This window comes from Kitasatospora sp. NPDC059462 (assembly GCF_042749955.1).
In the GTDB taxonomy this organism is placed as follows: domain Bacteria; phylum Actinomycetota; class Actinomycetes; order Streptomycetales; family Streptomycetaceae; genus Kitasatospora.
The window spans coordinates 42,453-55,186 of record NZ_JBHYUU010000004.1; the positions used below are offsets into that span (position 1 = coordinate 42,453).

The 12,734-nt window shown below is 70.1% G+C and carries 17 protein-coding genes; 3 read left to right on the forward strand and 14 right to left on the reverse strand.

Annotated features, from left to right (window positions below):
* Positions 1–2 precede the first annotated feature (2 nt).
* The 14 genes from ACFXAM_RS02070 to ACFXAM_RS02135 form a co-directional block, all read right to left on the reverse strand.
* Positions 3–317 carry a hypothetical protein gene (locus tag ACFXAM_RS02070; RefSeq protein ID WP_380287054.1) on the reverse strand — a complete coding sequence of 105 codons (315 nt, stop codon included), beginning with the start codon at positions 315–317 and terminating at the stop codon, positions 3–5.
* Between the two features lie 65 nt (positions 318–382).
* Positions 383–721: a phage tail assembly protein gene (locus ACFXAM_RS02075; protein WP_380287055.1), complete on the reverse strand. Its 339-nt coding sequence runs from the start codon at positions 719–721 to the stop codon at positions 383–385.
* Positions 722–775: 54 nt separating this feature from the next.
* Positions 776–1,516 carry a hypothetical protein gene (locus ACFXAM_RS02080; RefSeq protein ID WP_380287056.1) on the reverse strand — a complete coding sequence of 247 codons (741 nt, stop codon included), beginning with the start codon at positions 1,514–1,516 and terminating at the stop codon, positions 776–778.
* Between the two features lie 72 nt (positions 1,517–1,588).
* Positions 1,589–2,083 carry a hypothetical protein gene (locus tag ACFXAM_RS02085; RefSeq protein ID WP_380287057.1) on the reverse strand — a complete coding sequence of 165 codons (495 nt, stop codon included), beginning with the start codon at positions 2,081–2,083 and terminating at the stop codon, positions 1,589–1,591.
* Positions 2,083–2,463 (reverse strand): DUF5403 family protein, encoded by a 381-nt coding sequence (locus ACFXAM_RS02090; protein ID WP_380287058.1) that lies wholly within the window; start codon positions 2,461–2,463, stop codon positions 2,083–2,085. Before ACFXAM_RS02090 ends, ACFXAM_RS02085 begins: the two co-directional genes overlap by 1 nt.
* A complete protein-coding gene (locus ACFXAM_RS02095; RefSeq protein ID WP_380287059.1) occupies positions 2,463–2,792 on the reverse strand; it encodes a phage head-tail adapter protein in 330 nt (109 codons plus the stop codon). Before ACFXAM_RS02095 ends, ACFXAM_RS02090 begins: the two co-directional genes overlap by 1 nt.
* 2 nt (positions 2,793–2,794) lie before the next feature.
* Complete coding sequence (locus ACFXAM_RS02100; RefSeq protein WP_380287060.1) at positions 2,795–3,256, reverse strand: hypothetical protein; 462 nt, start codon at positions 3,254–3,256, stop codon at positions 2,795–2,797.
* A 66-nt stretch (positions 3,257–3,322) separates the two neighbouring features.
* Positions 3,323–4,384 (reverse strand): hypothetical protein, encoded by a 1,062-nt coding sequence (locus ACFXAM_RS02105; RefSeq protein ID WP_380287061.1) that lies wholly within the window; start codon positions 4,382–4,384, stop codon positions 3,323–3,325.
* A 76-nt stretch (positions 4,385–4,460) separates the two neighbouring features.
* Positions 4,461–4,934: a hypothetical protein gene (locus ACFXAM_RS02110; protein WP_380287062.1), complete on the reverse strand. Its 474-nt coding sequence runs from the start codon at positions 4,932–4,934 to the stop codon at positions 4,461–4,463.
* A gap of 2 nt (positions 4,935–4,936) precedes the next feature.
* Positions 4,937–6,040 (reverse strand): hypothetical protein, encoded by a 1,104-nt coding sequence (locus tag ACFXAM_RS02115; protein WP_380287063.1) that lies wholly within the window; start codon positions 6,038–6,040, stop codon positions 4,937–4,939.
* Positions 6,037–7,407, reverse strand: a complete 1,371-nt coding sequence (locus ACFXAM_RS02120) for a phage portal protein (protein WP_380287064.1) — start codon at positions 7,405–7,407, stop codon at positions 6,037–6,039. Before ACFXAM_RS02120 ends, ACFXAM_RS02115 begins: the two co-directional genes overlap by 4 nt.
* Positions 7,408–7,490: 83 nt before the next feature.
* Positions 7,491–8,495: a terminase gene (locus ACFXAM_RS02125; RefSeq protein ID WP_380287065.1), complete on the reverse strand. Its 1,005-nt coding sequence runs from the start codon at positions 8,493–8,495 to the stop codon at positions 7,491–7,493.
* A 296-nt stretch (positions 8,496–8,791) separates the two neighbouring features.
* Positions 8,792–9,157, reverse strand: a complete 366-nt coding sequence (locus ACFXAM_RS02130; RefSeq protein WP_380287066.1) for a hypothetical protein — start codon at positions 9,155–9,157, stop codon at positions 8,792–8,794.
* A gap of 35 nt (positions 9,158–9,192) precedes the next feature.
* The gene (locus tag ACFXAM_RS02135; protein ID WP_380287067.1) at positions 9,193–9,618 is read right to left on the reverse strand and encodes a hypothetical protein; all 426 of its coding nucleotides are present in this window, start codon (positions 9,616–9,618) and stop codon (positions 9,193–9,195) included.
* Between the two features lie 746 nt (positions 9,619–10,364).
* On the opposite strand from ACFXAM_RS02135, the gene ACFXAM_RS02140 reads away from it, so the two are divergent.
* From ACFXAM_RS02140 to ACFXAM_RS02150, 3 genes are read left to right on the forward strand one after another with little or no spacing between them, the layout of a single operon-like run.
* Positions 10,365–11,300 carry a hypothetical protein gene (locus ACFXAM_RS02140; RefSeq protein WP_380287068.1) on the forward strand — a complete coding sequence of 312 codons (936 nt, stop codon included), beginning with the start codon at positions 10,365–10,367 and terminating at the stop codon, positions 11,298–11,300.
* A 19-nt stretch (positions 11,301–11,319) separates the two neighbouring features.
* Positions 11,320–12,111 carry a hypothetical protein gene (locus tag ACFXAM_RS02145; protein WP_380287069.1) on the forward strand — a complete coding sequence of 264 codons (792 nt, stop codon included), beginning with the start codon at positions 11,320–11,322 and terminating at the stop codon, positions 12,109–12,111.
* Between the two features lie 57 nt (positions 12,112–12,168).
* Positions 12,169–12,636, forward strand: a complete 468-nt coding sequence (locus ACFXAM_RS02150) for a hypothetical protein (RefSeq protein WP_380287070.1) — start codon at positions 12,169–12,171, stop codon at positions 12,634–12,636.
* The last annotated feature ends 98 nt before the right edge of the window (positions 12,637–12,734 follow it).

Sequence of the window (12,734 nt, forward strand, 5' to 3'; positions counted from 1 at the left end):
CCCTACCTTCCGGTGAGCTGCTGGTAGATGGCCGCAACGGTCTTCGGCGGCTTCGCGTCGCCTGTGGACTTGCGTCGGTCCTTGGCGGCCGGGCGGGGCCACGACGGGATCTTGGGGGCCTTGCCCCGTCCCCACTGACCGGTCGCCCGGGTGTTGAGGTTGATCGCGTCGTAGAGATCGGCGATCAGGTGGCGGTCCTGGCCCCAGCCAAGGAGGTGCCGGCCGCCTGCCGCGAGGGCGGCGGTGAGCGAGGTATCGGGGAGCCTCTGCACGAGGGCGAGGACGAGCGCGGGGGCCGGGCCGCGGCCTGCGATCACGTCGGCGAGGTCGACGCCGAAGTAGTACCGCAGGTCCGCGTACAGGCCCTCGCCGTAGTCGTCGATCAGGCGGCAGAGGCCGAGGCTTCCCCCGCCTGGGTGCCCTTGCCGTACCGGTCGAAGATCTCGGCGAGCACGGCCAGGTCGCCGCCCACGGCGGTGAGCAGCTTCTCGGCCTGGACGGCGTGCTCGGCCACGAGCCGGATCGCGTCGGACAGGAGCTCCTCCTGGTCCGCCTCGTCGTCGCCGAGGAGGACCTGAAGGTCGGTGAGTTCCTCGCGTGCGTGCTTGGGCAGGCGGAGCGGGTTGAGAAGGCGGACGACGTCCCCACCGACAGCGATGTCGGTGGAGCCGTACTTGGCCTCCGCAGCGGCGCGGATGTCGTCGAGGGAGTACTGGGCCATGGGGGCGACCTCCAGGTCAGGAAGAGAGGGAAGGGGGGGAGGGGAGGCCGCCGGTCAGGGCGCCTTGCCGGCCGTCCAGGCGGTGCCAGCCCAGTAGGCCGAGCTGCCGTCGCCGAGCGCGACGAACTTGCCGCCGGTCCAGGCCGTCGCAGGAGAGGCCGAGACGTTCGCCAGAGCGGCGAGGTTGGCCGGGGTGACGGCGCCGGGCGGGGTGAAGGTGCCGGGCGTACCTGCGGTGGCGCCCGTTGCGCCGACGCTGCCGAGCGGGGTGACCGAGTACGTCCAGGCGTTGGAGCTGTAGGCCATGGGCTTGACTCCGAGCGGCAGGCCCGCGAGCGACTCGGTGTCCGCGATCGACATGTCGTCCGCGCGGTAGATCTCGGCACGCGGGGCGTAGAAGGCGAAGTGATTCTCGCCGTCGATGAAGATCGCGAGAAAGGCGGCCTGGGTGGGCACGGGGTCGGCGGGCACGCCGATCGAACCGTCCGGCAGCAGCGGGGCATTGGCACCGAAGTACAGGCGCAGGCCGGCCGCGTCGAACTGCTGGAGGGTGAACGTCATCGTCTCCACCCGCGCGGAGTACTTCGTGCGCAGGCTCTTGTTCTGGAGGCTGCCGATGGTGGTGGCCTCGCCGCCTTCGGACGTGACGGCGAAGACGTCCTCCAGCGAGGTGTGGCCGACGGGCTGCCACGGGGAGACGGGGACCAGGAGGTCGGTCGGCAGGGGGGTGCCGACCGGGGCCGTCAGGAAGTTTCCGCTTCCGACGACGAGTGTCGCGTTGTCGTTGAGCGCCAAGAAGAAGCGTTCCTGCTTTCGGGCATGAAAGAACCCCGGGGCAAGGCCTCCGGGGTTCGTGGTGCGGATGGGCTAGGGGGCGTAGGGGCGCTGGCGCGGGCGTCGGATCTGGATGTCGTAGATCGACTCGTAGCGGATCACGCCGGTCGGCAGGTCCGCGTACTGCACCGGGCCGGTTGCGGTGGCCCAGTCCGCGGCGCGGCGCGGGGCGGAGTTCATGTCCACGCGGATGATGTGGCCGAGACGCGGGTAGACCTGCTGGCTCAGCCAGGCATCGCGCAGGACGACGCGCACGGCTTCGCCGAGGATCGCGGCGTCCTCGTCGCCGTCGGGGTCCGGGGCGAAGGTGTGGATCACGACGCGGGCGGCGTCGGTGAACCGGGTGTCACCCTGCCACTCGCCCCACGTCGGGTCCCGGCGCACCAGGACCAGCGGGAACTCCTGGTGCCGGGAGATCAAGGACTGGACGCGCACGCCCGGGAGGCCGTCGCGCAGCACGGCGAGCAGAAGGTCTTCGACGGGTGAGAGCTCGGCGAGCGCCTTGATGTGGTCGGGGAGTCCGGCCATCAGAGCTTCACCTTGCCCTTGCGCTTCATCGGCAGGCCGGCGGCTCGGGCCAGGATGAACAGGCCTTCGGACGGCGGGATCACATCGAGGTAGCGGGTGCCGTCCTTGCGCTCGCGCACAATCACGGATTCCTGGCGGCCGTACTCGATCGACAGCGCGGCCTTCTGGCCGCGCTCGTCGGAGAGGATCACGTACTTGTCGACCTCACCGGCGTCCACGTCGATGTCGGCGTGGCCGTCGGCGCGGTGCTGGACGAGCAGTTCCTCGGCGCGGACGGCGATCTCGAACATGGTCTCTTCGAGGGCGTCTTGGACGCCCGGCAGCTTGGCGAGCCGCTTGGTGAGCTTCTTCCCGCCGGAGCGGTCGTAGATCACTGCCATCAGGGCCGCTCCCGGATGTCGAGGGACCAGTGCCGGGTTCGCCGGGTGCCGTGGTGGTAGGCGGGCGGGGAGACGATGTCCCACTGGCGGCCTGCGTACTCGACGCGGGACCACAGCGAGACGCCGTCGAGGTGGGCGTCCACGATCATCCTGGTCACGTTGATCTGCTGCTGGCCGGGCACTTCGGCGCGGGCTGAGCGCTGCGGGATGAAGGCCGCCCGGACCTCGATCGGGCCGCCGGGGTCGGCGACCGTCACCGCGTTGCCGCGATGGTCGACGGTCTCAACCGTTCGCCAGACCCTGGCCGGCTGGCCGCGTCGGCGTTGCACGCTCACCAGGGCCCCCGATCGTCGGCGAACAGCGGGAAGCGGTCGCCGCCCGCATAGTCGACCGGGACCGTGCCTCCGGCGCCGGGGCGCATCCTGGTAGACCAGGCCGAGACGGGGACGCTGCTCAGGGTCGGCCTGCGGCCCGCGAGTTCGGCCAGGAGCCGGATCTCCTCGCGGGTGAAGTAGACGGTGCCGGCATCCCGCCCGTGGGCGTCGGACCAGGCGAGTGTCTCGTCACCCGCCCGGCTCTGGGTGTAGCCGGCGGGGTTGCGCAGGTAGCGGCTGGTCGCCTTGAGGACAAGGGTGCGGACCAGGCGCGGCACACGGTCCGGCGGCCAGTCGCGGCCGTACTCGGCAGCCAGGTCGGAGGCGTCCTCCAGCGCGGCGGCAGCGATCCTCAGCTCGTCCTCGTCGAGCTCCCAGTCCAGGCGCCCCTTCAGGTCGTCGAGGGTGGCGTAGGCCAAGCCCGACCTCCTTTCAAAGGGGGCGGGCCGTGCTGCCGGGCGTCAGGCAGCACGGCCCGCTTCTGGTCAGGCGTTGGCCGGGTCGGTCTCCGGCTTGATGCCGGCCGGGGTCCACACGCGTGCGTCGGACACGCCGGTGATCTTCGCGAGTTCGGAGGCGGCGGCCGGGTAGTCGCTCTTGCCGTCGAGGGTGAGCTTGATGCCGCGCACGAAGTGCTCCTGGGAGCTGATGATCTCCTTCTCGGCTGCGTCGTCCCAGCCGACCAGGATGTCCGTCACGCTGCGGAACCCGTTGTAGGTGTTCACGACCGACCGGTCCTGGAGGTACAGGGAGTCGTAGTCGCGAATCCAACGGAGCGCGATGCCCTCGAAGCTCGTGGTCGCGCCGTAGGGAACGGACTGCGGAACGCTCGGGGCGCCGGACAGGAAGATGAACGCGCTGGACGCGAAGGCGTACGCGGTGTCGCTCGGGATGGTCTGGTCGACGACGATGCGGAAGCCCATGCGCTCACCGATCGTGGCGGTCCGGAGTGCCGACTCCGCCTCGCTGTCGCCCACGTTCTGCGCCAGGTTCAGCTTGTCGTCGTTGAGCAGGGCGGACTCGAAGTCGGAGCCGACCAGCAGGTACCGGGACTCGCGTGGTGCGTGGAAGGCGTTCAGGATGCGGCGGGCCTCGATCAGCGCGGCGCGGAGGTTCTGCTGGGCGTTGCCGATGGTGACGTTGTACTGCTGGCCGGTGAGGGTCTTGACGGCGCGGCGCTGGAGGCCGCGGCCGACTGCCTTGACCTGCGGGCGGAGCAGCTTCGACCACTGGTCGATGTCGAAGTCGTTCTGCTCGTCGGTCAGCTTGACGGCCGAGTACGAGTTGCCGCCGAAGGTGACGGCGATCTTGCGCTCGCTGTACTCGTCGAACTGAATCGGGGACGAGCGGTCGTTGCGCCACGCGTAGTCGTGGAAGGGGAGGATGCCCTCGACCTTCATCGAGATCGTGTCGTTGTCGGCACCCTTGAACTGGTCGATGCCGTGACGCTGGAAGAGCGCGGGAACGAGAAGTTCCTGCTCCAGCATGCCGACGGCGGTGTTGACGAGCTTCTGGGGCTTAACTACCTGGTGCTGGGTGGTGCTCAAGTGCTGCTACAACTCCGGGGGCATAGAAGAACCCCCGGCGGGGGCACGGGGGCGGGAGGAACGTTCTGCTGGCGCGCTAGAAGCGGCGGGATCGGCGGGCCAGCCTGCGGGGGTCCATCTCCCCGTCGTCCTGGTCGGACGGGTCGAGGCCGCCGCCGAGGGAGCTGGGCGCGGGCGGAGCGAGCAGTGCCTGAAGCGCTTTGGCGTCGGCCTCCAGCTCTTCGGCGGTCGTGCCGTGCAGCCGGGCGGCGAGTGCCTCCGGCAGGTCGAAGCGCCGGGCGACACTACCCGCCAGGACGGCATGTTCGAGCTCGGCGTTCTTCGCGGCCACTTCAGCGAGGGCGGCCTCGAACTCCTCGGGGCTCTTGGCCTTCGTCAGCCGGTCCTCGGCGTCACGCAGGCGTGTGCGATACGACGCAGCCTCAGCGCGAGTGCGCGACAGCTCGCGGCGAACCCAGTCGGGCAGGTCGTCTTCTGGCGACGCGGACGGCGTCTCGGGCTGGTCGTCGTTCTTCTGCTCGTCGATCGGTTCGGGGGTCTGTTCGGTCACGGTCACGCCTCCTGGGCTGTGGTCGCTCGCCGGGCCGCCTGGGCCTCGGCCTTGAGGTCTGCGCGCTGCTGGGCGCGGAGGAATCGGCGCCACGCGTTCAGTGCCGCCCTGCCGCTGTGGCCCTTGGTGACCTTCGGCCACAGGAACTCGTACTGGCGGTTCAGGGCGAACAGTGCGCTGGCACCGTACTGCTGGCGGTTGAAGATCGGCACCGCGTAGCAGTGGCAGGCGTCGTGGAAGAGGTCGCCGTCGCGGTACGTGGCGCTGGCCGAGGACTTGTAGGCGATTCCGCGGCTGATGAGCATCGCGCACCAGCCGCACGGGGTGCCGGAGCGGCTCACCCGGACGTATCCGAGGGTGCGACCGTCGCGGCCGGTGTGGTGCCACAAGGCGGACCGGCCGCCGTTCATGGCCACGCGGGAGGCCGTTGCGGCCTGCTGGGCGCCAGCCTTGCGGTGCGCTTCGCCTCGCTCCCGGTCGGCCGTCTCGGCGGTCTGCTGGTCGTCGACCTGGGCGAGCCGGCGGTCGAGATTGCGGGTGCCGAGCGCGTCAAGGACCGTCCGGAGTTCCTCCTCGGCCTCCCGCTCGATCCGCTCTTCCTCGCCCCGCAGGCCCTCCAGTTCCTCGACCAGGATGCTCTCCCAGTCCTCCGCGGCCTCGTCGAGATGCCCGTCGTCGTCTTCGGCCTCCTGGACCTCAGCGGACGGTGCGGACTCGGGCGGGCGCGGCGGCCCGGACGGAACGGACGCCTCGGAGTTCGGCGGGGTGTAGGTGCCGGCCAGCCCGGCGAACTGCGCGCGGAGGTCGCCCAGGGTGATGTGGGACGGCTCGGGATGGTAGGGGTCCGCCACCGTGGTTCCGGTCTGGAGCGCGCGGGCGAGCCGGTAGTAGGCGCGCGCGAGGTCCCGGGACTGCCGCCTGCGGCTCATCACCAACGTGATCGCTCGGCGAAGCCAGCTGGCGGCCGTGGCCGCGCGTTGCGCGGCCGGGACCTCGGACCACAGGGTGAGCGCCTCGACGGTGGTGGCGGCGCCGATCTCGGTGAGCGCGACGTGGAAGGCGGCCGACGCCTGGTCGGTCTCCTCCTGCCGCGTCGGCCGGGTCAAGCCGCCGCCAGCGCGGGTTCGGGTGTTGCCCGCTTGAGGGCGGTGGCGAGTTGGCCGACGGGGTCCTCGTCTTCGGCGTGCTGTTCCCAGTCCTCGATCTCGGTCTGGGTGACGCCCGGCACCCGCCGCCACAGTCCTCGGGCAGGAATGCCGAGTTGCTCGCGCAGCTTGCCGAGTGCATCGGCTGCCTGGGCGAGCGAGCGGGACTCCATGTCGCGCCAGATGACCTCGCCCTGGTAGTCCTCGGCGGAGGAGGTGTGGCCGGCCAGGTCAGCCGCCAGCCTGAACACGCGTTCCCACGACTCGCCGAACGCGACGCGGAACTCCGCGATCTTGCGGCTCAGGGCCTGCTCGGCGGCCAGGAGCGCCTCGGCGGACAAGTTGGCTATCTGTCCCAGGAGGTGATGGGGCGGGGTCTGGGAGACGGCGGCCAGGTGGCGTATCGACATGTCTACGCTGTCGATGAAGCCGCCGAGCGGGGTTTCGTCCAGCGAGCCGAAGCGCACGTCCGGGTCCTCGGCGAACAGGAACCGGCGCGCGTTGTGGTTGATCGGCAGGGGGATCGGGTTGCCGGCCGCGTCGAGCACGGCCTCGCCGGTCTCCGGGTCGCGCTGGACGGGCGGCGCCATCCCGGTGACCGTCCTGACCTTGGTGGAGCCGTAGGTCTGGCTCAGGAGCAGGTCGAAGATCGTCTGGTTGATTCGGTCTTGCAGCGCGATCATCGGTTCGATGACGCCGACCGTCCGCCCCTCCAGGTCGACGAGTGCGGCGAACCGGGTGATCGGGCACTCCGAAGCGCCATGCCGCCGGGCATCCGAGACCGTGATGCTCTTCCTGTCGTCCAGCGACTTGAAGGTGACCGCGTACTCGCGGCGGGAGTCCCACAGGCGGGCCCGGCCGATGCTCTCGGCCGACGGCCAGACGGTGACCGTGAGCGCGGCGAACGGGGTGTCGTCGTTGGCGGCATCCTCGTAGAGCGCGGCCGTCCGCAGGGCCGAGAGCCCCTTGGTGCGGACGCGTCCGGCCCGGTTCCGCTCGGTCAGGGTGAAGCTGTGGCCGTAGGCGAGCGCGCCCCGGTAGACGGCGGCCTGGCGGGCGTCCAGGCGGCTGTGCTGCCAGTGCGCCCACTCCGCGGTGGTGCTGTCGGCCTCGGCCGGCAGGCCCTGGCCGGTCGTGCCGGGCCGGAATCCGTCGACGTACAGCGACTGGGCGGGCGTGGACACCAACAGCGGCATCCAGTTCGAGATCGACCGGCGGGCCAGCAGCCGGTACTCGTCGTCCGCCTGCGGCGGCATGTACGGGTCGTCGTGGCGGCCGTGGAGGTAGTCGTCGATCCGGCGGAGCCGGTCGCGGTCCCTGTTGAGCACGGCGAGAAGCTGCCGGGCGAGGGAGGCGGGCGAGAGCGAGGCGGCCAGAAGATCACCACCTTAGTTACACTCTTGCAATCGGGTCAAAGGAAGAAGCCCCGGCCGGTCCGCCTGCGGACCTTCTTGCCACGGGCCCGCAGGTCGATCAGGGCCTCGTGGGCCAGCATCAGCGCGGCGTACGCGTCGACCTTGCGGGGCGAGTCCTTGCTCTCCTTGCCGAAGGAGATGCCGTAGTTGTTCGTCCGGCGGACTGCGTTCAGCACATGCCGGCGGAGCGCGCGGTCGCCGTCGTGGGCGAGCTTGCGGTCGAAGACGGACCGCATCAGCCGCTCGTGGGCCATCGTGGAGGTCTTCAGCGAGGAGCGCATGTCCCAGCCGATCGCGTCCCGGCCGAGCGGCGACTTGACGGCCAGGCCCTCGCCGTACGTCTCGGACCACTCGGAGATGTAGCTCTCCCACAGGGCCACGTCGGCGAAGAAGCCCTGGACGTCGAAGAGGCGGAACGCGTCGTGCACGGCGGAGTCGACCTGGTCTCGGGGGACCTCCCACCCGTCGCCGCGCGGGCCGTCGGGCCGCTCCCAGAGGCCTAGGGTGAAGGCGCACATGTCGCTGACGCGCAGAGCCATGAGGCACGTCGCGTCGTCGCGGAGGCCGCCGTCGAAACCCAAGGTGATGGTGTCGCCGGCCTGGAGCGATTTGGAGATGTCGCGCAGCACATCCCACTCGGCCGGGCCGTAGAGGGCATCCTCGCTGGCGACGATCTGGTTCAGCCACATCCGCCGTGAGCGGGACGGGGACAGCGTCGTGTCGAGGATGGACTGCAGGATCGTCTCGACCCGCAGCCAGACGGCGTCGCCGCGGATCTTCGGCAGGACGATCCGGATCGCCTCTGGGGTCAGGGGCGTCGAGGCGTGGGCCTCGATCGAGTCGTACATGAACCCGATGTCGGCGGCGCGGCCTTCCAGGATCTTCTCGTACGCCTCGCGCATCTGCTCGGCAACGGAATCTTCGCCCGGAAGGTACGCGTTGGTGATGGCGAGATACCGCGAGTCCTTCTTGGTCGCGTTGCCGTCGATGGTGGCGTACATCTTGTCGCCGTTGTTGCCGACGATCCAGTGATGCGTTTCGTTCAGGACTACGAACGTGGCCCGCTAAGGACCGCGCCCCTTCCAGGGCGCGGTAACTACTTGTCACCGCCTCAAGGCGCTGCTTGCCGCCGTTCGCGCGGATCAGCTCCGCGCCGGCCTTGATGCCGTACGTCTCGATCAGCCGGTCCGACATGAGAGACGGCATCAACGTCATCGTGTTGCGCGTCTGGTCGCGGCTGACTGCCGCCACCTGCACCCAGGCCTGCGGGTGGGGCACGCCGACAGGCTCGCCGCGGTCATCCCAGTGGGAGAACCTCGACGGCCCGACGAACTCCACCAGGGCCATGACCGCCAGCAAGGGGTCCTTGCCCGGGTGGGCCCCAGCCCTTGAGGCGCTGGAGGACACCCTTGCGGTTGATGAACCGACCGTTCTGGTCCAGCGCCCACCAGTGGAGGATGAAGCGGAGCTGCTCGGGGGTGAACCGCCAAGGACCGCCGTCTTCGGCGCGCAGGTACTCCGCGCACCATCCGGCGATCTGCCAGCCGAGGGTGCGCTCCGGCAGAAGCCAGGAGCCGTCCTCGGCGCGTTGCCAGGTGGGGCCAAGGAACGTGTGCTCCAGGGCCTCGATCTCCTCCAGGGTCAGGGCTGAGATGGGACTCACCTCCCCCCTGGTGATCGGGCCGCCGGGTGGGCGACTCAGCCGACGCCGAGCTCCCGCTTGTAGTCGGCGATGGCCAGCACCGCGGCCGACTGGACGTCGGGTTCGGGTTCGTGGAGCTCGATTCGTACGCGGCGGCGGTCGCCCTCGGCTACGAGGAGCCGCTCGAAGGCGGAGTAGATGGTCTGGAGCATTTGGCCGGACCTCTTCCCCGAGTTCTTGTAGTGCGAAAGGTCTTCGCAGAGGGAGTAGGCGAGAGCCCAGTCCGACTGCTGGTAGAAGTCGGCCTGTCCGGACAGCTTCAGGGAATCCCAGAGTCGGCGGGCGATGGGATGCCAATCTCGGTCGGCGTTTGGGATCTTGACTTCCCGCATCACGCCCTTGGTGACAGGCTGAACGTCGCCGCCCTTGCGGGCCCTGGGGCGGGCGAGGTCGGCTTCGCGGTTCGGCACAGGTCCGGGCACTCGTCCACCCCCTTCATCAAGTCGAGGCCCCGAGGGAGGGCTCGGGGCCATGCGCGGCTCGACGGGACATCCCGGAGCGGCGCGCTCATCGCAAGAGGCCGGGGTGTTCCTCGGCCCTGCGGAATCGCCGGTCGTGCCGGCGGCGGGCTGCCGCTCGTGCAGCGGCGCCTTCGCGGGAGGACTTGACCCGGTGATGCCACCCGCAGAGCGACTGAAGGTTGGCCTCGCGGTGGTCGTCACCGGGTCGGATGTGGTCTATGTCGGTGGCCGGCTCGGTGCAGCGAACGCTGTACTGGTCCCTCGCTGTGCAGCGGTGGCCGTCGCGCGCAAGAACGCGGAGCCGAATTCTCGGCCAGTCGGCGGGCAGTCGAGCTCTTCGGTCGGACGTAGTCCAGGACATGGGCCTCCTGCGTCGGCCGGAAGCACCGGCGGGTAGGAGGGCCCGCCGGCCCTCAAGAGGCAGCGGCGAGGAGCTTCGGGAAGCGGGCGCCGAAGGCGCCCCCAGAGGGGAAGCCCCAGCGGGCTTGTCCTTCCACTTCTATATACGGAGCCGGGCCCGGGATCTGGAAAGGGGCAACCGGTGATCGCAGTCACACTATCGCAAACGCCGCTGGCTTGATCGACAACTCTTGCAATGAAGTGACACTCTCGCGTATGGTCCGGGGCGACACCCCGTCAGACAAGACGGGCCCCGGGAGCGCAGCCACGCCCCGAGGCCCTTCGCGACCTAGAGAAGAGACCTCTAGATGCGAGTGCATCGTAACCGCCACGAACACAGCTACGTGATCGTGCCCAACGCCGCCGCCCGACACGACCGGCTCTCCCTCGCCGCCGTCGGCCTGCTCGTCCGCCTGCTGTCCCTCCCGGACGGCGCGGCCGTCACCATCGAGAAGATCGCCGAGCAGGTCGCCGAGGGCAAGACCGCCGTGAGCCGCGCGTTCCGAGAGCTGGAGGCCGCGGGCTACCTGCGCCGACAGCGCACCCAGGACCCCGAGACCGGCCTCTGGAGCACCCAGACCCACGTCTCCGACATACCGATGGACCGCATCCCGGCGGTCGGAGCACCGGAGGTTCGGGCCGTCGGCGATCTCCCCGAAGGGGGAAAGGACCAGGTGAAGAACCTCCTCCCCGCCGCCGTCGCGTCGGACGCGCCGGACACGACGAAGGAGCCGGAGGAGGAGACCGACGCAGCCGAAGACCAGGGCGACCCGGTCGCCGCCGAGACGGGCCGTGCCGCCGCGCTGCTGGCCCGGCTCGGTGAGCACGACCAGCGGCTCGCGCTCGGTACGGCCGACATCCTCCGCCTTGCTCCGCTGGCCGCAGGGTGGCTGCTCGACGGGCACGCCCCAGCGAAGGTGATCTCCGTGCTGACCGCCCGCCTCCCGGAGCAGGTCGACGCCCCGGCCGCCCTGCTCTCCTACCGCCTCACCCACCACCGCCCGACCGCGCCAGCCCCGAAGGCCGCCCCCGCGCCGGACACCCGGGCCCGCTGCACGGGCTGCGACGCCCCGTTCCCGGCGGGCATTGTCCACAGCCTGTGCAAGACCTGCGAGCTTGAGGCCGACCGGAAGGAGACCGGGCCCAGCGACGCGGCGGGCCTGCTCGCCACCATCCGCCAGCGGCGTGCCAGCGGCGCGCTTGCCAAGGGCGCCCGCTCCCGCTTCCTGCCGGCCGCCGCCTGAGCGCCAGAAGGGTTCGAACATGCACTCCATGCAGATGCCCTGGTACGCCCGGGTGGTCTTCACCGCCGGCCGGCCGCTCGTCCTTGTGGCGGCGCTCGTCATGAGCGTCCCCGGCGAGATCCGGATGGCACAGATCGCGGGATGGCACGGCTGGATTACCTGGCTCATGCCGGTGTCCGTCTCGGTGTACGCCGGAGCCGCAGCCGTCATCTCCGAGCACCGCCGCCGCGTCAAGGCGCCCGGCCGGGCCAGTGCCACGATCGGCGCGGGCGCCGCGCTCGGTCTGGCACTGGCAGCCCAGTTGGTGGCACACCTCTTCGACCAGGGCTACATCACCACCTCGGCCTTCCTGGTGGCGGCGGTCTCCGCGGTCCCCCCGCTCGTGGTGGCACACATGCTGCACATGGCGGCGACTCCCGAGACCGAGCTCTCCGCCGCCGAGCGGATTCACGACCTGGAGGCGCTGCTCGACGCGATGGCGCGAGAGATGGCAGAGGCCCTCGACCGCGAAGGCCGGGAGCTGGTGTCGAAGGCGGCCGGCATCGCCAACGGTTTCGACGAGCTGGCAGAGGAGGCGGCCGACCTGGCAGGCGCGGCAGAGGCCGAGCTGGCAACGGTGCTGGCACCGGGCCCGGCGGCGAAGCGGCAGACCGGCACCCGCCAGGCCATACCAATGGCAGATGTCCGAAAGGCGGTCGCCGCCATCAAGGCGGATGACGACAGGCCACTGTCCGGCCCCGAGCTCGCCATCGAACTCGGCTGCTCGATCCGCTCCGGCTACCGCTACCTCAAGCTGGCACAGGCCGCCTGACCAGCGGATGGTCAACGGCTTTACCGGTCAACACCTTGACTGGTAAAGTCGTTGACCATGGCAAACCATCCTGACCTGGACTTCTCGTACGAGCTTCGCGTTCCTGGCGCAGCAAATGCCGGCGAGGGGTGGGAGACGCCAGCAGCCTCCGAGCACGGCGTGAACTGGGAAGGCACGGTTCACGACCTCGGCAGGCTCGTCCTGGCGGTCTGGCAGCGGGACTGCCCGAAGCGCTACCGCGGCCTGCCGGCCTACGTCGAGGTCCGAAACAACCTGGGCGCCTATGCGGAGATCAACGATCCGACGCCGGCCAGCGAGCCCCTGGCCGCACTTGAGGCGGCGATCGAGGCAAGCCAGATGGCGGACCTCGCGTCGGACATGCGGAGGCAGGAGCTCATGGACGTGATGCGGGACGTGCAGAAGTTCAGCAGCTACTCGCGGAACAACATCGCCCACCGCGTTCGCGGGGTGATGTCTCGGCCGACGGCCTTGAAGGTGCTGAAGGCGGAGCAGCGCGGCGAGTGAGCGGCAGTTCAAGCGTCCGACCTCCGGCTCGCCGCCCTAACTGAGAACCCAGCAGCCCGCCCAGTCCACACCGGACTGGGCGGGCTTCTTGCTGCCTG

Excerpts from the sequence above, each read along its gene's own strand:
- ACFXAM_RS02075 (WP_380287055.1), bottom strand. The coding sequence starts at position 721 with ATGGCCCAGTACTCCCTCGACGACATCCGCGCCGCTGCGGAGGCCAAG.
- ACFXAM_RS02085 (WP_380287057.1), bottom strand. The coding sequence starts at position 2,083 with ATGGCCGGACTCCCCGACCACATCAAGGCGCTCGCCGAGCTCTCACCC.
- ACFXAM_RS02090 (WP_380287058.1), bottom strand. The coding sequence starts at position 2,463 with ATGGCAGTGATCTACGACCGCTCCGGCGGGAAGAAGCTCACCAAGCGG.
- ACFXAM_RS02125 (WP_380287065.1), bottom strand. The coding sequence starts at position 8,495 with ATGTACGCCACCATCGACGGCAACGCGACCAAGAAGGACTCGCGGTAT.
- ACFXAM_RS02140 (WP_380287068.1), top strand. The coding sequence starts at position 10,365 with ATGCGAGTGCATCGTAACCGCCACGAACACAGCTACGTGATCGTGCCC.
- ACFXAM_RS02145 (WP_380287069.1), top strand. The coding sequence starts at position 11,320 with ATGCACTCCATGCAGATGCCCTGGTACGCCCGGGTGGTCTTCACCGCC.
- ACFXAM_RS02150 (WP_380287070.1), top strand. The coding sequence starts at position 12,169 with ATGGCAAACCATCCTGACCTGGACTTCTCGTACGAGCTTCGCGTTCCT.